At 62.9% G+C, this 20,663-nt stretch carries 20 protein-coding genes, 1 tRNA gene and 1 pseudogene; 12 read left to right on the forward strand and 10 right to left on the reverse strand.

Annotated elements, in window-relative coordinates:
- The first annotated feature begins 3 nt into the window (after positions 1–3).
- On the forward strand, positions 4–1,122 hold the full coding sequence (locus JDV76_RS09730; RefSeq protein WP_198736703.1) for a glycosyltransferase family 4 protein: 1,119 nt from the start codon (positions 4–6) through the stop codon (positions 1,120–1,122).
- Here the strand turns inward: JDV76_RS09730 and JDV76_RS09735 are convergent.
- The gene (locus tag JDV76_RS09735) at positions 1,067–2,563 is read right to left on the reverse strand and encodes an MmpA family trehalose lipid delivery protein (protein ID WP_198736704.1); all 1,497 of its coding nucleotides are present in this window, start codon (positions 2,561–2,563) and stop codon (positions 1,067–1,069) included. The genes JDV76_RS09730 and JDV76_RS09735 overlap by 56 nt on opposite strands.
- Before the next feature lie 10 nt (positions 2,564–2,573).
- Positions 2,574–3,764 carry a cell envelope lipid trafficking protein PgfA gene (pgfA, locus tag JDV76_RS09740; RefSeq protein ID WP_198736705.1) on the reverse strand — a complete coding sequence of 397 codons (1,191 nt, stop codon included), beginning with the start codon at positions 3,762–3,764 and terminating at the stop codon, positions 2,574–2,576.
- A gap of 73 nt (positions 3,765–3,837) precedes the next feature.
- Here pgfA and JDV76_RS09745 point away from each other — a divergent pair, with 73 nt between their 5' ends.
- Positions 3,838–5,052: an acyltransferase family protein gene (locus JDV76_RS09745; protein ID WP_198736706.1), complete on the forward strand. Its 1,215-nt coding sequence runs from the start codon at positions 3,838–3,840 to the stop codon at positions 5,050–5,052.
- Between the two features lie 76 nt (positions 5,053–5,128).
- Here JDV76_RS09745 and JDV76_RS09750 read toward each other — a convergent pair whose 3' ends face one another.
- The 3 genes from JDV76_RS09750 to JDV76_RS09760 all read right to left on the reverse strand — a co-directional run bounded on the left by JDV76_RS09750 (position 5,129) and on the right by JDV76_RS09760 (position 9,105).
- Positions 5,129–8,347, reverse strand: coding sequence for an alpha-(1->3)-arabinofuranosyltransferase domain-containing protein (locus JDV76_RS09750; RefSeq protein WP_198736707.1), 3,219 nt, complete (start codon positions 8,345–8,347; stop codon positions 5,129–5,131).
- A 3-nt stretch (positions 8,348–8,350) separates the two neighbouring features.
- Positions 8,351–8,548: a DUF2613 domain-containing protein gene (locus tag JDV76_RS09755; protein WP_198736708.1), complete on the reverse strand. Its 198-nt coding sequence runs from the start codon at positions 8,546–8,548 to the stop codon at positions 8,351–8,353.
- Between the two features lie 71 nt (positions 8,549–8,619).
- The gene (locus tag JDV76_RS09760) at positions 8,620–9,105 is read right to left on the reverse strand and encodes a universal stress protein (protein WP_198736709.1); all 486 of its coding nucleotides are present in this window, start codon (positions 9,103–9,105) and stop codon (positions 8,620–8,622) included.
- 182 nt (positions 9,106–9,287) lie between these two features.
- On the opposite strand from JDV76_RS09760, the gene JDV76_RS09765 reads away from it, so the two are divergent.
- Both JDV76_RS09765 and JDV76_RS09770 read left to right on the forward strand, forming a co-directional pair.
- The gene (locus JDV76_RS09765; RefSeq protein WP_336244255.1) at positions 9,288–10,529 is read left to right on the forward strand and encodes a glycoside hydrolase family 3 N-terminal domain-containing protein; all 1,242 of its coding nucleotides are present in this window, start codon (positions 9,288–9,290) and stop codon (positions 10,527–10,529) included.
- A 169-nt stretch (positions 10,530–10,698) separates the two neighbouring features.
- Positions 10,699–12,345 carry a VanW family protein gene (locus JDV76_RS09770; protein WP_198736815.1) on the forward strand — a complete coding sequence of 549 codons (1,647 nt, stop codon included), beginning with the start codon at positions 10,699–10,701 and terminating at the stop codon, positions 12,343–12,345.
- A gap of 7 nt (positions 12,346–12,352) precedes the next feature.
- Here the strand turns inward: JDV76_RS09770 and JDV76_RS12940 are convergent, their stop codons facing one another.
- Complete coding sequence (locus JDV76_RS12940) at positions 12,353–13,111, reverse strand: helix-turn-helix transcriptional regulator (protein WP_336244256.1); 759 nt, start codon at positions 13,109–13,111, stop codon at positions 12,353–12,355.
- On the opposite strand from JDV76_RS12940, the gene JDV76_RS09780 reads away from it, so the two are divergent.
- From JDV76_RS09780 to JDV76_RS09800, 5 genes are all read left to right on the forward strand, one after another.
- Positions 13,035–13,523 (forward strand): YcaO-like family protein, encoded by a 489-nt coding sequence (locus JDV76_RS09780; RefSeq protein ID WP_198736711.1) that lies wholly within the window; start codon positions 13,035–13,037, stop codon positions 13,521–13,523. The two genes, JDV76_RS12940 and JDV76_RS09780, sit on opposite strands and share 77 nt — an antisense overlap.
- Positions 13,520–13,819 carry a hypothetical protein gene (locus tag JDV76_RS09785; protein ID WP_198736712.1) on the forward strand — a complete coding sequence of 100 codons (300 nt, stop codon included), beginning with the start codon at positions 13,520–13,522 and terminating at the stop codon, positions 13,817–13,819. The genes JDV76_RS09780 and JDV76_RS09785 overlap by 4 nt, the downstream gene beginning before the upstream one ends.
- A 10-nt stretch (positions 13,820–13,829) precedes the next feature.
- Positions 13,830–14,474 (forward strand): hypothetical protein, encoded by a 645-nt coding sequence (locus JDV76_RS09790; RefSeq protein ID WP_198736713.1) that lies wholly within the window; start codon positions 13,830–13,832, stop codon positions 14,472–14,474.
- A 756-nt stretch (positions 14,475–15,230) separates the two neighbouring features.
- A complete protein-coding gene (locus tag JDV76_RS12810) occupies positions 15,231–15,437 on the forward strand; it encodes a type II toxin-antitoxin system prevent-host-death family antitoxin (RefSeq protein WP_198736714.1) in 207 nt (68 codons plus the stop codon).
- Between the two features lie 23 nt (positions 15,438–15,460).
- A complete protein-coding gene (locus tag JDV76_RS09800; RefSeq protein WP_198736715.1) occupies positions 15,461–16,345 on the forward strand; it encodes a type I restriction-modification system subunit M in 885 nt (294 codons plus the stop codon).
- Between the two features lie 191 nt (positions 16,346–16,536).
- On the opposite strand, the gene JDV76_RS13070 is transcribed toward JDV76_RS09800, so the two are convergent.
- Positions 16,537–16,758: a nucleotide-binding domain-containing protein gene (locus tag JDV76_RS13070; RefSeq protein WP_198736816.1), complete on the reverse strand. Its 222-nt coding sequence runs from the start codon at positions 16,756–16,758 to the stop codon at positions 16,537–16,539.
- Between the two features lie 14 nt (positions 16,759–16,772).
- On the opposite strand from JDV76_RS13070, the gene JDV76_RS09810 reads away from it, so the two are divergent.
- The 3 genes and pseudogenes from JDV76_RS09810 to JDV76_RS09820 all read left to right on the forward strand — a co-directional run bounded on the left by JDV76_RS09810 (position 16,773) and on the right by JDV76_RS09820 (position 17,683).
- Positions 16,773–16,955, forward strand: a complete 183-nt coding sequence (locus JDV76_RS09810) for a hypothetical protein (RefSeq protein ID WP_198736716.1) — start codon at positions 16,773–16,775, stop codon at positions 16,953–16,955.
- 125 nt (positions 16,956–17,080) lie between these two features.
- Positions 17,081–17,368, forward strand: a pseudogene (locus JDV76_RS13075) (ATP-binding cassette domain-containing protein); the annotation flags it as partial.
- A gap of 24 nt (positions 17,369–17,392) precedes the next feature.
- Entirely contained in the window at positions 17,393–17,683 is a 291-nt protein-coding gene (locus JDV76_RS09820) for an ATP-binding cassette domain-containing protein (protein ID WP_198736717.1), read from the forward strand.
- A 129-nt stretch (positions 17,684–17,812) separates the two neighbouring features.
- Here JDV76_RS09820 and JDV76_RS09825 read toward each other — a convergent pair whose 3' ends face one another.
- From JDV76_RS09825 to JDV76_RS09835, 3 genes are all read right to left on the reverse strand, one after another.
- Positions 17,813–18,205 carry a hypothetical protein gene (locus JDV76_RS09825; protein ID WP_198736718.1) on the reverse strand — a complete coding sequence of 131 codons (393 nt, stop codon included), beginning with the start codon at positions 18,203–18,205 and terminating at the stop codon, positions 17,813–17,815.
- Between the two features lie 1,090 nt (positions 18,206–19,295).
- Entirely contained in the window at positions 19,296–20,486 is a 1,191-nt protein-coding gene (locus JDV76_RS09830) for a hypothetical protein (protein ID WP_198736719.1), read from the reverse strand.
- 64 nt (positions 20,487–20,550) lie between these two features.
- Positions 20,551–20,624: transfer RNA gene (locus tag JDV76_RS09835), tRNA-Gly, on the reverse strand.
- Positions 20,625–20,663 lie beyond the last annotated feature (39 nt).

Here is a 20,663-nt window from a genome sequence, read left to right on the forward strand (position 1 = left end):
GTCATGAAGATCCTGTTTCTGTGCTGGCGCGATACCACCCACCCTCAGGGGGGCGGCAGTGAACGTTACCTGGAGCGCGTCGGAGAGTACCTCGTCCAGCACGGTCACGAGGTCGTCTATCGGACTGCCGCACACGATGCCGCTCCTCGCAGGCAGGTCCGCGACGGAATTCGTTTCAGTCGCGCCGGTGGAAAGTTCACCGTCTATTCGCGGGCCTGGTTGGCCCTTCTCGCTGGGCGGCTCGGTGTGGGCCCGTTACGGGGCGTCGACGTGGTCGTGGACACTCAGAACGGGATCCCATTCTTCGCCCGCGTATTCAGCGGACGGCCTACGGTACTGCTGACCCACCACTGTCACCGGGAACAATGGCCGGTGGCGGGCCCAGTGCTGAGTCGGGTCGGGTGGTTCCTGGAACGTCGTGTCGCACCACGGGTCTACCGGTCGAGCCCGTACGTCACGGTGTCGGAGTCGTCCGCGGGGGAACTCGTGGAACTTGGGGTCAATGCTGAGGCAATCCGGATCATTCGAAGCGGCATCGACCCCGTCCCGGTAGATTTCGCCCGCTATCCGGACAGCGGGACGACACATCTGGTGACGCTGTCCCGTCTCGTACCGCACAAACAGATTGAGCACGCCATGGACGTCATCGCGGCTCTTTTACCGACGCATGACGTTGTGCTCGACGTCATCGGCTCAGGATGGTGGGAGCAGCAGCTCCGCGACTACGCAGTGTCACTCGGTGTCGGGGACCGAGTGATTCTGCACGGTCAGGTCAGCGAGGAACACAAACATGCGCTCCTCGCCCGCGCCACCCTGCATCTCATGCCCTCCCGGAAGGAGGGATGGGGGCTGGCGGTCATCGAGGCTGCCCAGCACGGCGTACCGACCCTCGGGTACCGCAGCTCAGCGGGACTCAACGATTCCGTGATCGACGGTGTCACCGGAGTACTCGTGGACGATAAGGCGGCCCTCATCCGGGCGACGGCGGATCTCATCGACGATGGTCCAGGCCGTTCCCGTCTCGGCGCGGCCGCCGAGAGACGCGCCACCGAGTTCTCCTGGGAATTCACCGGCGAGCAGTTCGCCGAGCTCCTGAACCACGTCGCAGGAAGACGACGGTGAAGGGAACCACGAACCACAATCCGGTTAATCCGAGACCCAGCCACCAGCGCCAGCCCCGTCGCGGTGCGCCGCCGAGGTCGTGGGTCTCGCCCCCATCGACGACGACCCCAATCCCCGTCGACCGAACGGCATCGATGTCCCCGTCCCGCCATGCCTCGACAGCGGTGACCCACCGTGGATTCGGCTGATCGGTCAATTCACCGTCCACCCGCAGACCGCCCGGCTCCACGAGGGAGACGGCCTTCGCCCTGGGATCGAGGGTCGTCCGGCCGCGGTACGTGGTTATCGTGCCCGCATCCGGAACCAGAACGTCACGCCCCGCTGCTATCTCAGATAACTCCACCCAGGCCGGGTCCACCGGAACAGGTCGCAGGGAGACCACGGCACGTGGCGCGTCCGGGACCTGCAGTACCGCGAGGACAATCACCAGGCCCCCGATGAGCCACCGCCGGTCCACGGCCAGTGCAGCGAGCGCGCTGAACGCGGGGACAGCCAGTGCGACATATTTCTGAGCGTCCCGCAGCAGACCCGCCCCCGGAACGTGGAGCAGTAACCACTCCGCCGCCCAGGGGAACAGCCACCAGGCGACTGCGATGCCGAGACCGGCCCCCGCGAGGACCAGCAGCGGCCGGGGGCAGCGGCGCAACCCCGTTGACAGTGCCACCGCGAGCAGGACACCGAACACCGCGAACCCCGCGGAGCGTGACGCCGGGACAGCCGCGCCGTTCCAGATGCCACCCAATCCGGCCAGTGCCCCGGCGGTGCCGACGAGATGCTCCGCTCGGGGGGCGAATGCCGTGGCACCACCGATACCCGTTCCAGGCACACCCAGCAGGGCGGGTACCAGCCACGGCAGTGACGCGACTGTACCGACCCCCGCGGCGAGCAGTCTCAGCTGTCGCCTGCGCCACGAACACACCAGCGCCACCGTGATCCCCAGCAGAGCACCCGTCGGGGTGAGCGATGCCGCCCACATCCCCACCACCAGCACAATTCTGTTCCCCACGAGCCCTGCCCAGGCGACGGCAGGCAGCATCCACGCCGCGACCACCAGCGACCAGTGTCCCTGCGCCAGGCGCTCGACCACGAATGGGTTGACCACGGTCAGCGTCACCGAGGTGATCTGGGGGAGAACCCGTGATCCGCCGGTGACATGGCGGGCCAGCGCTGCCGCTCCCGCAGCCCCGGAGAAACCGGCGACGAGGAGAAAAAGGCGAGTGACGAAGGAGGCATCGGCGAAGGACCCCACCACCGCCAGGACACCATCCTGGGGGGCGTTCCTGGCCGGAAGATCCCCAAACCCCAGCGCGGACAGGCTCAACGCCGGGTGTGGGAGAACCACCATGTCCCTCTGGATCAGGGCACCCGCCCCGGCGATCGGCCACAGCAGGACACCGACGCAGAACACCGACCACGCGGTCAGGACGATGCGGCGAGTCACCCCACAGAGTCTACGGTCGGGATGTCGGTCGGCGGCGCAGTAGCCAGATCCCCAGCAGGGTCAGCAACGCACCGGCGATACCGAGGCTCCAGCCGACCGTGCCCAGGAGGGTCAGCTTCGACCGGCCTTCGAGGGCTTTCTTCCACTGGCGGTCCTGCGTGTCCGCACTCCACTCGGCCGTCATCGCGAGTGCTGTGCGGTTCGGGTTGACGGCCGCGTCGGGATCATCGAAACGTGCCTGTGCCAGGGCACGCGCCTCGTCATCATCACGCGCGAAGAAGTAGTTGAGGTACTCCCGCCCGTGCACGATGACGCCCGTCGACGGCTCCACCCACACCGTGCGGTCGTTGGCGTAATAGCGGGTCATCGTCACCCTCTCGTCCGGGGTGAGGCCACGGTCCCGGAGTTCCTGGGGCGTGTACCAGTCACGCGCGGGACTGCTCATTCGCAGGGCGTTCAGCGATGCCTTCTCGTGCTCACTGATCTCACCGTCCAGATTGAACACCCCACTGATGGCGGTGAACATGTTCACTGGGCCGATCTGCTGGTTGTAGCGCATCACCTCGACATCCTCGTGGCCGGGCAGAATCTCCTCGTCGACGAAATCGATCGGTTGGGTCGCCTGCGCGGTGGTATCGAAGTACGGGTAGGACCGGGCATCCGAATCGAAGGGGAACTGGTACTGGACGCCCTCGCGGGTGAAGCCGTTGCGCATGTCGTCCAGCCCGAGGCGCGGCGATGTCGCGTGGAAGCTCGACACCGGCTCCGGAACCGGGAGCGCGGTGCGCCGGTTGAGGGTGATCGTATCCACTGTCGCGGAGATTACGTTCTCCGGTTCAGGCCGGTCGGTACGCATCAGCACATTGCCCGCGCGCAGAGTCACGACCTTCGCGTCCGCAGGCTCGACGACGCTGATGCTGCGGTTGCCGTAGATGGGGGTCGCATGGCCGATGAAGCAGGCCACCGGGGGTTCATCGCCCTCGCACGCGGGGTCGTCCCTGTGCTCGGGGAGCACCTCACGGGAACTGAAGGCGCGGGAGTCGAGGAGCGTGGCCTCCACCTCTCGGGTGACGGTCTTACCGCCCGCATCCAGCGGGATCACCTTCAGGCGTGGAATCAGGAAAGACGGCAGGAGAAGGGCGACGGCGATGAGCGCAACGCCGAGAGTGAGGGCGATGAGACCGGAGACCCGCGAGGCCATCGCGACCCCCTTCCAACTAGGATCTGTGCAAGAACATGTGCCCGGATGACGCGGGCGGAAAGGCGGCCGCGCCATGGGCACAGAAGGATCGTACCCGGAAACTACCCGGTTCAACGCCTCGCTCGAGGGGCTGCGTGCCGTCGCCTCCATCGGGGTTCTGCTCACCCACGTCGCCTTCCAGACCGGTCTGCCCCCCACGAGCTTCCTCGGCGGGATACTCGGGCGGTTCGACTTCTTTGTCCCGGTTTTCTTCACGTTGTCGGCGTTCCTCCTGTGGCGACGCTACGGCCCCCGCGCAGGCCGGGACGTCTCGTGGCTCCGGTACCTGGCCAGCCGCATGGGACGGATCTTTCCCGCCTACCTGGTTGTGGCCGCCGGAGTGCTGCTGCTCCTGCCGAACGCCTACCGCGCCACCGGAGTTCAACGCCTGGCGAATCTCACCATGACCCAGATCTATGTCCCCGGTGGACTCGCCCCCGGGCTCACACACCTGTGGTCCTTGTGCGTCGAGGTCGCTTTCTATGCCGCGCTGCCGCTGTTGGCGCTCGCAGTGGGACTCCTGCCCGCCCGTGCCCGCATCCCGGTGATCCTCACCGTCGCGGCGGTGAGCGTGGGATGGGCGTGGCTGCCGTTCGTCGCCGCGTCGCCCGCGCCGGGCGTACCCAATCTCCAGATCCTCCCCCCAGCATTTGCCTGCTGGTTCGCCGTCGGCATGATCGCCGCCGAAGTGGAGGGCCGGCTTCCCCGGAGGGTGCTTCGGGTGCTGGGGCGACGCCCGGTGTGGTGGGTGCTCGCCGTCGTCACGCTGTGGATCGCGGCCCAGCCCTGGTACGGGCCCGTCGGCCTCGTGCACCCGGAACCGGGCGAGTTCGCGCTCCGCGTTCTGGCGGGCACGGTGTTCACCGCTGCCGTCGTCCTGCCCTACGCCCTGGCGCCCAGGGAGGGGTTACTGACGACGCCGGTGTTCCAGGCGCTCGGCCGCTGGTCCTACTCCATCTTCCTCGTCCACCTCCCGGTCCTGGAACTCATGTTCCCGCTCACTGGAATCGCGCCCTTCACCGGGCACACCGCACTGATCGCGGTGCTGACTCTCGCGGTGACTGTCCCGCTGTCCGCCGCCATCTACGTGCTCGTGGAGGAACCGGCCCGGACGATGACCCGGCGAATCATGACCCGGCGGAAAGGTTCGGCGACCGGGAGGGAATCCACGGGAGGTCCGTCCGTTGAACCAGACGTATGCACACCGGAGCAATCATCAACTACTGCTCGGGCCGGGGATCTGAGCTAGTATTGGCGGCGTAAGCCCCCGGGGACGCGCCGATAAAGCGCCTGCCCGGGGGCGTTTGTCTGTGCGGATGTCGGCGCTATCTCGGTCGGGAGTTCACCGCCGATACCACGGCCGCCACCGAGACCAGGGCGGCGAGCCCGACGAAGGATGCGTCCCCGGCATAGCCGCCCTGCGGCCAGGGCGCGTGGGCGAGCCACATCCCGGCCAGGGCCACCCCACCACCGGCGAGAACGGACGCCGGGATCAGGGTGTACCGCACCACCGCCCACGTCGCCACTCCGAGGACGAGCCCGGACCAGCCGCCGATGAGCCAGAGAGTGACCGCACCGCCGAGCGTGAGAAGGGCCGTCGAGTGGCCGGTGTCCAGGGTGGGCACGAAATTCCCCCGGCTGCGGATCACGGCGAGTGCGCACAGCACCACGGCGCAGAGCCAGGCCACGGCGCCGCCGATGAGTCCCGCCCGGTAGGGGGTGTCTCCGGCGAAGTGCAGTTCCACGGCGCCGGACACCCCCGCCGGGACGTGGAAGGATCGGGTCGCCGCATCGATCACGTCCGCGTCCACCGCGGTACCGCCGACGGTGGCAGTCAGCCCGTCGAGGGCGGCGCGCCCGGTGATGAGCAGCCGGTCGGTGTCCGCCGCTGTGAGATCACGCCCCACACTGACCGGTGTGATGCCGCCGGTGAATCCTTCCTCGGTGAGCAGCGCCCAGTCCTGTCGGGTGCGGAGATGATGTTCCCCGGCGGCGAGATGTACCGGTCCGCATGATACAAATGCGCCGTCAATCCGGATGCTGCGTTCCCGCGCCTGATCGGCGAGCGTGATCCCGTGGTTGGGGTCCTCGTCAACGGGTCGTGGATCCCGGCAGTCGGGGGAGTCGAGGAGCAGGGTCATGTCCCGGGGGGCGGTGAACACACGGTCGAGGACGTCCTCCCCGGTGGTGAGTCGCTGGAGGAGAAACTGCCGCGCATCCGGGGAAGTGTCCGGCACCGTCACGGTCCGGCGGATGGGTGCACCGTCGAGTGCGATCTGGGCGATTCCCACCCGGTCCCGCGATGCGCCGAGCGTCACGCGGACGGTGTCGGTCGGGCCACCGGGAACCCGCACCCGGGTGGATTCGTCGGCGACCAGGTGGGTATCGACACTCGCGTCTCCGGCGTTGACGGTCACATCCACGTCGGTGCCGGTGGCGGTGATCCGTAGCACCGGATCGGATACCGGGTGATCGGCGGTGATCTCGATCCACTCGCCTGCCTGGCGGCCCGGGGTGGGATACCAGGCGGTGGTGGGGTCACCGTCGACAGCGGCGGTGACCGACGCACCCGGATCGGCGCCGCCGAAGCTCGTGGCGTCCGAGGCCGACGTGGAAGCCCGCACGGTACCGCCCTGCTCGGCGACACGGGTCAGGGGCCCGGCCGAGGGGTAGTCTGCCACCGGATTACGCACGTCCGAGCCCTCGGACAGATCGACGAGTGGCGCGGAGACCGCGTCCCGTACCGTGCCGTAGTTGCGGGCGACGAGCTGCGGGGTATCGGTGACGATCTCCGCGTCGCCGTCGACGAGGGTGCGCGCGGCGGGGCCGGTGAGGGCGTCGAGAAGCGCGAGTGACTCCCCGCCACCGGCGACGCGGACGGGTGTCTCCGTGGTCGTGGTCATGTTCAGACCGGGATCGATCTCGAAGACGGTGACCGGACCGAAGTCGTGTGCGGCAGCGCCACTGTCCCGCAGCCGCTCCACCAGATCACCGGCGGGCGCGGCGGGAAGGTCGTCGCGCACCACGATCAGGCCGACCCCCAGACGTCGGACCGCGCGGAGAGCCGCCGCCGGGTCGATGGCGGGGGAGGCCAGCACCGCATCGAGACCGTCGAGACCACGGATCGCCTCAGCCGGTACGAGGGGAACGGCGTCGCGGACCACCCACGGGACGTCGAGCAGCGGTTGCAGGGGTTCGTCGCGGGTCCAGCCCCAGCCTTGCCGGGCGAAAGACGTCGACGGCAGGATCAACGTCCGCGTGTCGCGTCCGTTGGCGTTCAGCCAGTCCGCGGTCTCCCGCCAGTAGGCGGGCACCTCCGGCCAGCCGCCCCGGGGGGCGAGCCGACCACTGAGCGCCGGGGCGCACGCACCGAGTGCGACGAGCGCGACGAGGACGGCGGCCGCGTGTCGACGCCCCGGATGCAGCAGCTCCGCGCGTGTCGATGGCAGCACCAGTACCCGCCCGAGCGCGGCGAATCCGACGAGCAGCGGGAGCCGCACCACGGGGTCGAACTTGTGGATGTTACGCAACGCCGCGCCAGGCCCGTCGAGGAAGGACCGGATCTCCGGGCCGAGCGGTCCGTGCGCTGCACCTAGAATCACCAGTCCGACGAGCAGCATTCCCACCCCTAGGCCGCGCCGGGGAAGTGGCTGACAGAGCCCCACGAGGCCCAGCGCCGTGACGCAGGAGGTGAACAGAATGAACACCGGGGACGTCACCAGGAGGTTCCCAGCCAGGCGTTCGGTGTCGACGAACGGCGCCCAGCTCGTCGTCCCCCGCAGAATCTCCGTGGGATTCAACCACCGGGTGGTCACGTAAGCGTTCTCAATGAAGTCGGTGAACGGCGGCGCGTAGTGGCCGAGCACGAGCAGGGGGATGATCCACCACACGGACACCGCGACGCAGCCGACGAACCAGACCGCACCCAACTGGGCCGCGCCGGGTTGCCTGCGCAGAACACACCAGGCGAGGGCGATCCCGGCGGGGACGCACGCCGCGAGGGTTGCCGTGGCGTTGACGGCTCCCAGGCAGGCCACCGCGAGGACGGACGCGGCGATCCGTGATCCGGTCAACCGGCCGGCGACCAGCGGAGCGAGAATCCACGGCGCGAGGGCCACCGGCCAGGACTCGGAGGAGATCGCGCCCAGGGTGGTTAGGACCCGGGGTGACAGGGCGTAGAGGACAGCCGCGAGTATCCGGAACACCGGGCTCCCCACGTCGAGCCCGCGGACGAGCCGGAGGAATCCCGAATAACCCACCCCGAGGACCACCGTCCACCAGAGTCGTTGCGCGACCCAGTCGGGAAGAGGGTCCGCCACCAGGAAGAACAGGCCCTGGGGAAAGAGGTAGCCGTACGCCTGGTTCTGCACCTGCCCGAGGGGAAAAATATCCGACCAGGCGGCGGTCGCGGAGGCGAGGAATCCTCCCGGGTCGACGGCGAGATCGTGTTTCGTGTCGGCGACGGTCAAGCCCGGGGACTGCAGGAAGGCCAAGATTCCCAGCAGCAGCCAACCGGTCAGGTGGGGGCGGGCGACGGTACGCACGCGTTACTCGCGGGTGCCGTACTCCGCGCCGCCGAGGAGAGCCTCATCACTGCTGATGACCTGGTCCTGCGGGATCTGGTCCTGGCCTGAGAGCTTCGCCACGCCGATGACCGCGGCGCCGCCGAGGATCACGCCGACGACGACGCTGGCCAGCGCCGGGCCAATGGTGCGCCGCGTGTCGGAATCTGATTCAAATGCCATGGGTGGTTACTGCCGTGATCTCTCGTGTGGGTGGGCCGGGATGTGTCGGAGCCAAAAGCAGAGACTACCAGCTACTCCTCGTTCTCCTCCAACGGAGGAACGATGAATACCGGGAGGCCGGCGTGGTGCAGAACGTTGTCGGCCGTGGAGGACTGCAGGAGTGAGCGGAAACCGGTGTTTCCCCGGGTGCCGGTGACGATGACGTCAGGGCGGAGCTGTTCGGCGGCGTCGACGATGGCTGACCATATTGCGCCCGTCGACTCGACGAGGTGGGCGTGGGCGATGAGCCCGAGGGACTCCGCGATTTCCGCACCCTCGCGACAGATCGACAGCGCCTCGTCGTGGGCGGGATCGCCGTCATCGTCCGCGCTCCAGTCCACGACCGAGACCCCGGGGGCGCCGGCCGCGCGGGCGGCCTGGCGCTGCATTGGTTCCCAGGCCGTGATGATCTGCACGTGCCGGGGTGAGAGCAACTCCGCGGCGTAGGTCAGTGCCCTGCGCGCCTCGTCGGATCCGTCGTAGGCGATGAGCATGGTGGTCGGGTCGGACTCCGGCATGGCTGGTGCTCCTCGGGTAGCTGTCGGTACGTGGAATCGGGTGGGGTCACCGCGGTCCGTGGCCCACAATTCTAGTCGGGTGGGTACGGTTGTCGACCGGAGCGAGGTTCGCGTCACGGGTCGGACTCCGGCACACTGTGAGCACAGGGTGGGATGGAAATCGGTGAAGGAGTGGCACGCGAATGCTTCGGGAGAGCTTGTTCCTGCGTTGCCCACGTGGCTGGACCGCGATCATGGTTGGGGGTGCGCTACTGGGGCTCTCCGCCTGCTCGGTATCGTCGGAATCCGTCCCGGAACCGGACCCCCGCTACCGTGTGGCGACCGGTGAGTTTCATGGTCCGCCCGTGCCCCCGATCATTCTGAGTCCAGCCGCTCTGCCGCCCGAACCTGATCCGATCCGCGACCCCGTGGCCGCGGCCCGAGCAAATCTGCCCACGACGCAGCGCGGGCTTGTCGCCTCCCTGATGACGGTCGGGGTCCGTGACTACGACGACGCGCTGTTCGCACTCGAGCAGGGCGCCGGCGGGATCTTCATCGGATCCTGGACGGATCCGGCGCTGCTCACCGGGGCGGACCGCAACATCGCGGAGCTCCGACGGGCCGTCGATCGTCCGTTCGCCGTGAGCATCGACGCCGAGGGCGGGCGGGTCGTCCGGCAGCCCGACATCTTCGGGAATCTTCCCGCACCCCGGACCATGGCGGAAACAATGACCCCGGAACAGGTCCGGGCGCTCGCCGCTGAACTGGGGGCGAAACTTGCGGGCGCCGGGATCACCGTCGACTTCGCGCCCGTCCTGGACACCACCGGGGAACCCGCGGGAGCGGCGATCGGGGACCGGAGTTTCTCGCCCGATCCTGAGCGTGCGGCGCAGTACGCCTCCGCGTTCGCGGCGGGCCTCCGGGACGCGGGGATCACGCCCGTGTTCAAGCACTTCCCGGGCCACGGCCGTGCTACCGGTGACAGTCACTACGACCAGGTGCTCACCCCGGGGGTCGATCAGCTCAGGGAACTGGACCTCAAACCCTACGGTCCGGCACTGGATTCCTCACCGGGTGCGGTGATGATCGGACACATGATCGTGCCCGGACTGGGCGAGGAGGGTCTTCCCGCGACCCTCAACCCGGCCGTCTACGAGCTTTTGCGTAGCGGCGACTACCCCGGGGGAAAACCGTTCAACGGTGTCATCTACACCGACGATCTGTCCGGAATGGAGGCGGTGAACAGCAGAATGAACGCCCCGCAGGCCGTCCTTGCGGCACTGCGGGCCGGTGCGGACGTGGCGTTGTGGATATCCACCGACGACCTCGTTGCTGCGGTGGACGCCGTCGACCGGGCGGTCAGCGAGGGTGGGTTCCCCATGGAACAGCTGGAGGCCTCCGCACTGCGGGTGCAGGTGCAGAACCTTGGTCCGCTACCCGGGTGAAGGCCTGGTTCATCACGAGGTGGTAACGTTCCGGTAACGCCGGAGTAGCTGGCCTGGGCGGGGGTCGCAGCCCGGGCGGCTGGTGGTTAGTGTGAGCGGTGTGCATTCCGCTGATCCCGACACCCACGCCTCCACCGCTGACGCATCCTCCGGACGCCGGAGGTGGGCCATCGTCCTCGGTGCCGTCGCCGGTGCCCTCGTCCTCATCGTCGCCGTCTACGGCGCGGACTACTTCTTGAACAAAGGGAAGGTTCCGCGTGGTGTGACCGTGGCCGGTGTGCACATCGGGGGAATGAACCCGCAGGACGCCGAAGCCCGACTAGCCGCGGAACTCGACGATACTCTCGCTACACCGGTGACGGTGACCGGTGGGGCAGCTGATTCGGTCGTGGATCCGATCGTGGCCGGTCTGCGTCCGAACTGGCGGGCGACGGTCGCTGAGGCGGGTGAACCGCCCCTCAACCCGATCGACCGGTTCGGCGGTCTCGTCGGGGAACGGGAGGTGGGGATCGTCAGCGACGTGGATGATGCTGCGCTTTCCCCCGAGATCGACCGACTCACCGCTGAGCTCGCGATCCCGCCGACGGAAGGTGCGGTGTCCATCGATGGCGGGACGATCCGGGAGACCGCACCGGCTGCCGGGCAGAGCGTCGATCCGGAGGTGCTCAGACAACGGGTGATGGCGGATTGGCTGAACCCCGACGGCGTGCATGTCCCCGTTACCGAGAACGATCCGGTGATCGGCGCGAAGGCGGTGTCCGCCGTCGTCGACGGTCCGGCCGCGAAGGCGGTGTCCGGCCCCGTGGTCGCCCACGGTGTCGACGGTGTGGATGGCATCATTCCCGTCGAACGGATGGGGGAGGTGGTCACCTTCCGTCCGGAGGGGACGAACCTACGCACGGATGTCGACGTCGATGCGGCGCGGGACATCCTGATGGAGAATCTCGCTGGCACGGAGGTGCCGATGAAGAATGCCCGCATCACCTTCTCCGGGGACGGTCGGACGGTGACACCGCACTCCGACGGCCGTACCGTGAACAGAGAAACCCTCGTCTCCGGGCTTCGCGAACGGATCGTCGGCTCCGAACCGAAGGAGTTCGACGTCGATTATCTTGATGAGCCCGCGGGTTTCACCACCGCCGACGCGGAGAGTGCCACCTTCGATGAAACGGTCAGTGAGTTCACCACCACCGGGTTCTCCTACGCCTCTGGTGTGAATATCCGGCGGGTCGCGGAGATGGTGGATGGTGCGGTCGTCGCGCCGGGGCAGGTGTTCTCGCTGAACGGGTACACGGGGCCGCGGGGCACCGCCCAGGGGTTCGTGGAGTCGGGCATTATCCTGAATGGTCACGCGGACACGGCGGTCGGCGGCGGGATCAGCCAGTTCGCTACGACGCTCTACAACGCGGCGTATTTTGCGGGCTTCGATGATGTCGCGCACACGCCCCACAGCTACTACATCTCGCGGTATCCGGCAGGACGGGAGGCGACCGTGTACGAGGGGTTGATCGACCTGAAGTTCCGGAACAATTCCCCCTACCCCGTGATGATCAACACGAGTACCGGGGATAATTCGATCACGGTGCGGATGACGGGTGTCAAGACCGTTGATGTTGAATCCGTGCCGGGTGGCCGATGGGCGGAGACTCCGCCGACGCGGATCACGCTCACCGGAGACAACTGCGTCCCCTCGTCGGGTGCTCCCGGGTTCACCACCTCAGATACCCGGATTATCCGGGACTTGAACGGCGCCGAGATCGACCGGCAGACCCGGACGACCGTCTACGATCCCTCGCCGATCATCCGGTGCGGCTGATCCCGGTTCAGCTGGGCTGTCGGCCGCTGGTGAGCAGGAAGGCCTGGCTGAAAACCTCATCGGCCGAGAGCTCGAGTGCGGCACAGATGCTGTGGAACTCGTCGAGCGACATCGACCGCTTGCCCCGGAGGTAGAGGCTAATCTGACTGGTGGAGATGCTGACCCGTTTGCCGAGTTCAGCCTGGGTCACCTGGCGTCTGGCGAGAGCTTCGCGCAATGTGGCGGCGATTTCCGTGCCTAAAGCGGCAGGGCGGCTTCGCGGTTGACTAGACATAGGACCGAGTATCACACATGACGCACGGTTTTTTGGGCTGTCAGTGTCTTTAACCGCGAAGTTTGGCCCATATTCACGAATTCGAATCCATTCGGGGATGTGGGCCAATTTCGCAGCACCCTCATATGGGGGTGTTTTGAGGTGCTTCACCCGTACCCCGGGCATGTGCGTTCTCCGGGTATGGGGAACCGGCGTGGGAATGACTCCGGACCGTCGGGGCTCCGACATCGGGGGTGGTGCGGGGGCGTTGGCCTGTTCCGTTTCCGGCGGAATCAGATGAGAACGCCCGCCCCGCCACGCGTTCCCCGCGGTGTTCGGGATTGTGTATCGGGAGGGGCGTTCAAGTGGGGACGTAGACGTCGGATCGGATAGGTGGACCCTACGGCGTAAGTCGATCTGCGGTTGGCCGGGGTGGGTGCTCTCCACGTCCTCGGGGTGTGCGACCGGATACACCGTGGCCGAGGCCGCCTTCTCCGGTCTGCTCGAACTCATCGGGCGGGATGCCTACGGCACCTCGTGGTACACGCACTGGTCCGCCGCGCTCCCCGGTGGCCCCCGGTTCCCCGTCCGGGCCCAGCTGCCGGGGGTGAAGGTGGAGGCGTGCCCGCTGACGAGTTCGTTCGGCGTGCCTGTGGGGATCGCCCCGGTCCACGCGGACACGATCAGCTCGATCGGCACGGGATACCGTCCGGGTCCGCTGAAAGCGTTGGATGTGGTGATCAACGTGGCCTGGACGTACACCCCCGACCGGATGTCCATGGGCACGTGCGATCCCGACAGGATCAAACGGCTGTCCGAGAATTCTCGGCTCGTGCACGACATCGACGACCACCCCTGCTGTGCTGCCCCGAAACGAACCCGATCTATCGGGGCATCTGTGGGCGTGGGTAAAACCTCGGCGTGAAAGGTATCTACGGGTGGGGGCACGCGGAGTGGTCGGAGGAGCTGACCTGTGGCAGGGGAAGTCTCCTGCGCAAACTGCTGGACAGGCTCGGTGACGACATCTGCGTGTACGCTCGCGTCCGAACCTCGCGCTACGAGCGTAGTTTCGACCCCAAAGCCGTCACGGTTGTGAGCCCCACGCTTCTTCCCACCGATTTCGGGTGGGACTGCCGACGAACCGTCCGATCGGACCGGCTGGCCCGGCTCGCGGCCGAGGAAGGGGCCGATATCTGCACCGACCTGCACCCGTTCCCGTAAGGAGAAAAAGGTGGGTAACACGAAGGAGAAGACAGTGGGGAACACGAAGGCGGAAACGGCGAGCGGTGCGTGGGAGGAACAGGCGAATGGCACAGACCCCCGCAAGGCCCGCCGAACACTGATGTCCGTCACCCTGTTCCTCGTGGTGCTGACGGTCTTCTACGCGGCATTCACTTTCTTTGCCCGCTCGTGGCAGGTCACGGTGGCCGGTCTCGGCGTGGCCGTCGGCATTGCCCTCGTCGCCTGGCTGCTGTCCCGCCGTCGGCCGGAGCAGGCCGTTCCCTCTCCGGCCGCCACGAGATTCGTCAATATCACCTCGGCTCTCGAGGGAATCGCCATCACCGTCGCCTACATACTGGGGTTTTTCGATCTGTGGTGGCTGTTCCTGCCCCTCGTGCTCACCTCGGTGGCCCTCCACTTCATTTCCATGCTCATCGCATACCGCAGGGCCATCGACTGGTTCGTCGCCCCGGTCTCCCTCGCCGCCACCGCGCTCGCGTGGAGCGCGGGAACGACGGACTTCTCCAACGAGTGGGCGATCGCCGGGGGAATGCTGTCGGGGTGCTGCGCGGGCTACGCCCTGACGCTCCTGTCCGTCGCGAGAAAGATCGGTGCCGCGGCGCAGTCGGGCGACGCCGCTGACGTGCCCGCGTAACCGGTTCTCCCGGCCGCCCGTGCCCCGTTCGGAGGGGTCCGGCGGCGTCGCCGTCGCGCGTCGCGCTGGGGCGAGGACCGCGCCCGTACCGCCCTGTACCCGTCGCCGCGCCGGAAGAATGACGGTGGTGATCGTCCGGTGTCGCCGTTCCGGTGGGCATGTTTTACGGCCATGACTGGCATGGCCTCTCTGGTAAGCGGCGTAGGTCAATCACCACCGGACAATCTGACGCCCGCCCCATACCTTCTGACGGGCGCCGATACGTCTTGACGCTCTCCCTCAACGGGAGCCGCAAACGGCATCGAATCCCCGCACATCGCCTGTCCGCGGTCGTCGGTCACACACCCAACCGCACCGGCAAACTCTCCGCCCGACAGCCGGAAACCCGGGCTGACAGACAAAACGCCCATTTCGATCCGCGGTCCGACCTGGCCGGGCTTCGTATCAGAATGGGCGTTTGATGGATAGTGGGACGTCGGATTTAATAGGGGCTCAACTTGCCTTAGATCCCTGTTGGTAAGGGGTTTTGTTACTTCCGGGGCGACCTCTAGCGCTCTGTCCGAAGCGTCCGGTGACCGCCATGGGACTGACCCATGCTGAAGATCTGCACCGCTGACTACCGAGGGGTGCGATTCACCTCTTGCGTTGGCGTGCATCTCGTAAGGGGCGGCCTAGCTGGTACCATCTTTAGTAATTACTTTATGGGTTGATAGTGCATTAGCTTCTGACTGCGGAGCTGCGCTGAGAGGGGTCGATGTGGACGACAAAGCGGAGAAGACAACGATGTGCTTCTACAACATGTCGGACTTCCTGCGTGGACAGTCGTCGAAGATCATCACGAAGCTATCCGAAGAAGATGAGGCTGCTTTCGTGCTCAAGAACGGTAGACCGATGGCGGTGCTCATCTCAATCGACAGGTACGAGCGGCTGATGAAGGCCGGGATCGACATCACCGAGTATTAAAAGGCTTCTACGAGGGAAACTTGATGGCAGTGAAAAAGACAGAACTTTACTCCCTGTTGTGGGAAGCGGCTAACAAGCTTCGTGGTGGTGTTGAGCCTGCCCGTTACGAGGACTACGTGCTGACCCTGTTGTTCTTCAAGTACGTATCCGACCGGTACAAGGGCCAACGCTACGCCGACTTCATCGTGGAAGAAGGCACATCGTTCGATGACCTGATTGCCGCGAAAGGCAAGAAGGATATCGGTGAGCGCGTGGACAAGATCCTGTCCGCTTTTCTGGAAGAGAACCAACTGCAAGGTTCGTTGCCAGACGTTTCGTTCAACAATGAGAACGAACTTGGGCGAGGCAAGGAGCTGGTGGACAAGGTCACTGGTTTGATTGCGGTCTTTGAAAACCCGGCGATTGACTTCAAGACCAATCGCGCGAGTGGCGATGACATCATCGGCGATGCCTACGAGTACTTCATGATGAAGTTCGCTCAAGAATCAGGCAAGAGCAAAGGCCAGTTCTACACGCCTTCCGAGGCGTCACGGATTATGGCCAGACTGGTCGGAATTTCACGCATCGAACCACGCCAGGGACGTCCGTGGACACTGTACGATCCAGCAGCTGGCAGCGGTTCGCTGTTGATCCGCGCAGCCGATGAAGCACCCGTGAATCGCCAGGGTAATGCTATCGTCTCGATCTACGGTCAAGAGAAAGACAACTCGACCGCTGGCTTGGCGAAGATGAACCTGGTGCTTCATCAAAAAGGCACCGGTGAAATCAAAACGTACTCGACATTGGCGTCACCGCAATACACCGATGAGTACGGACAGCTGCGCAAGTTCGACTTTATTGTGATTAAACGTTGGACTAAGACGTTGATACAAAACAATAGCGTGAGCGAGTACGACCTCGCGGCGTGACATAGTGTAGTAAAGCGCTAAAGGAGCGGTCAGGGGTGTCGCGGCGCTCGCAGTTACCTGAGTCGCCCTTCCGTAATTTGCCCTGTTACGGTACACGTTGGGCGGTGACCGGAGGCGGCTGTGTACCCACCTTCTGTGTCGGAGGTAAAGTGTCAAAAGGTTTGAAAGAGCGTCAGAATGTGTAGCAGAACTTACTCAGTTGGAACTGATATATGTGCTCGAGCCGCAAGAGCTCCGCCTTTTATGGCGTAGCACTCTACGAAGTGATCACCATAGAAATCGCTACTTTCTTCCAAGCTCTGAGTTCCTTTATCACTCATAATTGATCCGCGAATCATGTTTCGCTCGCGAGCTTGGTCACCCTGGTTCAGAACCTTCCATTTGAGTTCAAAGGATTCAGGATATCCACCCAGAGGACGTGATACACGTGAATAAGAAGAACAATGGTAGTGCCAGCGTGACGTGGGTACTCATTGCCCTGCTCGCTACAATCTTTGTCATCGTTACGTTTGTCGATGAGAGGTTTAAGTCGGGTGCCCTCTACGTTGCACTCATAGCCACTCTAGCTGCCTTGGCTTTTATTGGCTTTCAAAATCGCCGGGATGGATAGTTATGGCAGAGGCGGCAATCGAGTTTCGAGGATTGTCAAAGTCTTTTGGATCAGTAACAGCTGTTGAGGATGTTTCGTTCTCTGTCGAACCAGGTCGGGTTGTAGGGCTCTAAGGAGAAAATGGGGCTGGTAAGACGACATGTATACGTGGACTCCTTGGCCTTCTTGAATCGGACGCTGGCGACGCACTTATTTTCGGTAGTCCGTTCAGCACTCGTCGCGAGAGAAATATTGTAGGAACTTCAATCGACGGCATAGGGTTCACTCCTGGTGCGACTGCCAGACGTGAACTTATGATGTGGGCTCATGCACATGATGTCAGTCGCGAGAGAGTCGATTCCGTGCTGGACCAAGTGAGCCTTACCGATGCCCAAAACCGTAGCGTCCAGAAGCTCTCCCAAGGTATGAAATAAAGGCTCGCCCTCGGGACGGTCCTGTTGCCCGATCCTGATATTTTGCTTCTTGACGAGCCAACAAATGGTCTTGATCCAACTGGAGTTTGTTGGCTGAGAACGCTTTTGCGCAATTTTGTTTTAGTGGGGAAAAGAGTTCTGCTTTCTAGTCATTTGCTCAACGAAGTTGAGCAAACTGTTGATGACGTAGTCATCTTAAAACGAATTGTGAAGTTCGCTGGTTCCCTGAGCGATTTTACGGAGAACGGACATTTTATATTAGCGGATAAGTTCTTTGAACTGATGGGAACCGAGGGACTGAATGATGTTAGGTAACCGATTTCGCTCAGACCTCCTGAAAGCATTTACTGGGGAGCCGTTCTGGGTCCTTATAGCAATTGGTCTCGGTCTAACCGTGCTTTTTGCCTTTGGATTCGCAGAATCGTTGGTGGATCCTGCCTTACCTCAAGTTTCATCGGAGGAAGGGGGTGCCACGGTCCTTCGCTCATTCTTCGCGATGACGATCTGTGCTGCTTGGATAGGCGCTTTGATTGTCACCCGGGAATATGGAACTGGGACTATCGCTCGGACGGTTATAATCTCCCCCACTAGAACAAGTGTTGTGGGTGTGAAAACACTTACTGCAACATTTGTTGGGGCAATTCTGGGCGCCGTAGCGGTAATTGTCGCAATCCCAGTATCAATGTTCCTTGTCGAATCAAAAGGCTTTGAGTTTGTGTGGACGAGTGACGTCGTTACTATTGCGATCGGTGTTTTTGTGGCGACACTGCTTTCTTCTTTGTGGGGGCTGTACATAGGTTTTATAACCCGTAATTCCGTTACCGCTATCTCCGTCATTGCACTCCTTACGTAGATGATCGAACCCGCAATTCAACGATTTGCTCCAGAGATATCGGGGTATCTGTTCACTCTTGCCACAACGGGGGTAGTGCTGGACCCTCACGATGAATTACTCAGTGTCGGCGCATCATATCTTGTTCTCATTGTTTGGTTGGTAGCACTTGGGCTGGTCTCGACTGTGCTGTTCCGTCGGAAAGGCATTGCGTAAAGACTGCATGCACATGAAGAACGAGGAATTTAACGACAGCTGGGCCACCGAAAATCCTCCTAGGATTTCAGACACGGTTGTTCTCCACGAGCCGCATCACGATGGCGAATCGTGGATCCTTCAAGCTGGCAGTCGGCGTTATATCCGGATCCAAGCTGAACTTGCGAGACTCGTTCAGTCGCTCACTGGAGAGCACAGCGTTGAAGAGCTTTCTAGAACTCTAGGCGGGGTGTAGACTCCAGCAAATGTCGAAGCTGCACTCGCGAAGCTTCACGGCATGAATCTGTTGTACACCGAGGAATCAAAAAGTAAGAACCGGCGCTTTCGATTCGAGGGACTCCACCGAATTCAGTTTACTCTTCTAGAAACTCCCCAGTTATTTGAGAAGCTGAGGCCCTTCGCGAGATTGGTGGTATCCAAGCCAAATCAGATTATCTGGGCAACCCTCTGCGTGGTTGGCTTTCTCGCACTGATCGGAAACTTCCAAACGTTAATCGATGCAGTCGCGACTCCTGTTGACTTTCGAACTTACCTTGTTGTTGGGCTCGCATCCTTGTCCATTATGTTCTTATATGAGTTTGCGCATGGACTAGTTCTTGCTGGATTCGGAGGAAACCCCAACAGCGTCGGAGTCATGCTTTTCTACTTTACTCCAGCTTTTTATTGCGACATTAGTGATGGTTGGCGGCTTCGGAATAATAATCGACGCGTCGCCGTCGCATTGGCAGGGATCATCTTTCAGCTCGGTGTTGCTGGTATATCATGCATCATCGCGCTATTTCCCATAAGCAATGAAGTGTCTAAGGGACTTCTCTTATTTGCAACGCTGAACTACGTATCGTGCATAGTTAATGCGCTTCCGTTTATCAAGCTTGACGGTTATCTAGCCCTGATGACCCATCTAGACCGACCATTCTTGCGAGAGAACTCTATGAAGCTCGCACGTACCTGGACCGCGAGGTCGTAGATGATCATGCTGCGATGGTTTGTGCCCGTGCCTTTGTCCTTCGGTGTCTCAAAGGTGTAGCTGTTGTAGGCGTTGAGTGTGAGTTTGGGTGCGTTGTATTCACCGCCGGTAATTTCATCGTTGATTACCTCCATCTGGGTATTGATGGCAATTTCGATATCGGTGAGGACGTTCTCGATTTGTTCGTGGTAGCGATTGCTGGCTTGTTTCTTCTCGTTCTGGAGGCGGTTGCGGGGGTCAAATGCCTCATTCTCGTCTTTGAGCTTGTTGATCCTGCGATCCAGAGACGTGTAGGCATCGAGGAACTCGTCTGTGAAAGCTTTCGATGTCGGGATCGAGTCCATGTGTGAAAAGAGGTCGCGTTCGGCTACTTCAAATTCCTCGATTTGTCGCTCGACCTCGATTTTGGCTTCCTCGAGCTCTTCGCTGAGGATGGTCTGGATCTTGGTGTGGAACTTTTCAATGTCGACGAGTTTTTCGAGGTCGGCGTTAGGGAAGAACTCGTGGAGTGCGGCTAGGTCGGCTTCTGTGGGGTATGCGCCGTGGCGGAGGTTGAGATCCAATAGGTGGAGCTCGTCCTTCTTGGCCTTGATCGCGCGTCGTATGTCAGTCAGCTGGAGTTTGAGGGCATTGCGTTCATTGGCGTTTTCGACCTCGACAGGATCGACTGAGGTTTCATCGGATTGGGCGAGTTTGTTCCGTTCGTGTTCGAGCTTGGCAATCTCGACAATGTTTGCCTTGTATTTAGTGAGTCCGTCGACAGCGGAGGGGATGAACTCGTAGCGGCGAGCCGCACGGAAAGCACTGATCCGTTCATCGGCGTTTTGGAGTTGGTTCTTAAACTCTTCGATGGATTTGTAGTACTCGAACAAGGCGAGGAGGATGTTGATCGCGTCGCGTTGGGATTCTTCACCGCTCCGTGTCTGGAGGGGTTTGAGTTCGTTGTGGTTGTTCTTGCCGTAGATGCGGAAGAAGCGACTGAGTGTGTTGCGGAAGGACACTCCTGGCAGGTCCATCCCGTATTGCTGTGTGAGCCAGGTGGTGAACTGCCCAATCTCCCACGGCTGCGCGATGATGTCTCGGTTTTCGTTAACGACAAGCACTGTCTTTGCATCATCGGAACGCCGGGCGAAGCGATATTCGGTGCCACCGAATTGGAATGTGAAGTGGAGCCGATGACGGGAATCGAACCCGCGCCACCTGCTTGGGAAGCAGGAGTTCTACCATTGAACTACATCGGCATCGGTGTCACGCTCTCGCGTAACTACCGGACCATGATA

Origin of the sequence: Corynebacterium marambiense (assembly GCF_016342275.1) — a bacterium.
Taxonomy (GTDB): Bacteria; Actinomycetota; Actinomycetes; order Mycobacteriales; family Mycobacteriaceae; genus Corynebacterium; species Corynebacterium marambiense.

Excerpts from the sequence above, each read along its gene's own strand:
- JDV76_RS09730 (WP_198736703.1), top strand. The coding sequence starts at position 4 with ATGAAGATCCTGTTTCTGTGCTGGCGCGATACCACCCACCCTCAGGGG.
- pgfA (WP_198736705.1), bottom strand. The coding sequence starts at position 3,764 with ATGGCCTCGCGGGTCTCCGGTCTCATCGCCCTCACTCTCGGCGTTGCG.
- JDV76_RS09745 (WP_198736706.1), top strand. The coding sequence starts at position 3,838 with ATGGGCACAGAAGGATCGTACCCGGAAACTACCCGGTTCAACGCCTCG.
- JDV76_RS09755 (WP_198736708.1), bottom strand. The coding sequence starts at position 8,548 with ATGGCATTTGAATCAGATTCCGACACGCGGCGCACCATTGGCCCGGCG.
- JDV76_RS09760 (WP_198736709.1), bottom strand. The coding sequence starts at position 9,105 with ATGCCGGAGTCCGACCCGACCACCATGCTCATCGCCTACGACGGATCC.
- JDV76_RS09765 (WP_336244255.1), top strand. The coding sequence starts at position 9,288 with ATGCTTCGGGAGAGCTTGTTCCTGCGTTGCCCACGTGGCTGGACCGCG.
- JDV76_RS12940 (WP_336244256.1), bottom strand. The coding sequence starts at position 13,111 with ATGAGTTCGAGCAGACCGGAGAAGGCGGCCTCGGCCACGGTGTATCCG.
- JDV76_RS09800 (WP_198736715.1), top strand. The coding sequence starts at position 15,461 with ATGGCAGTGAAAAAGACAGAACTTTACTCCCTGTTGTGGGAAGCGGCT.
- JDV76_RS09825 (WP_198736718.1), bottom strand. The coding sequence starts at position 18,205 with ATGACGGAGATAGCGGTAACGGAATTACGGGTTATAAAACCTATGTAC.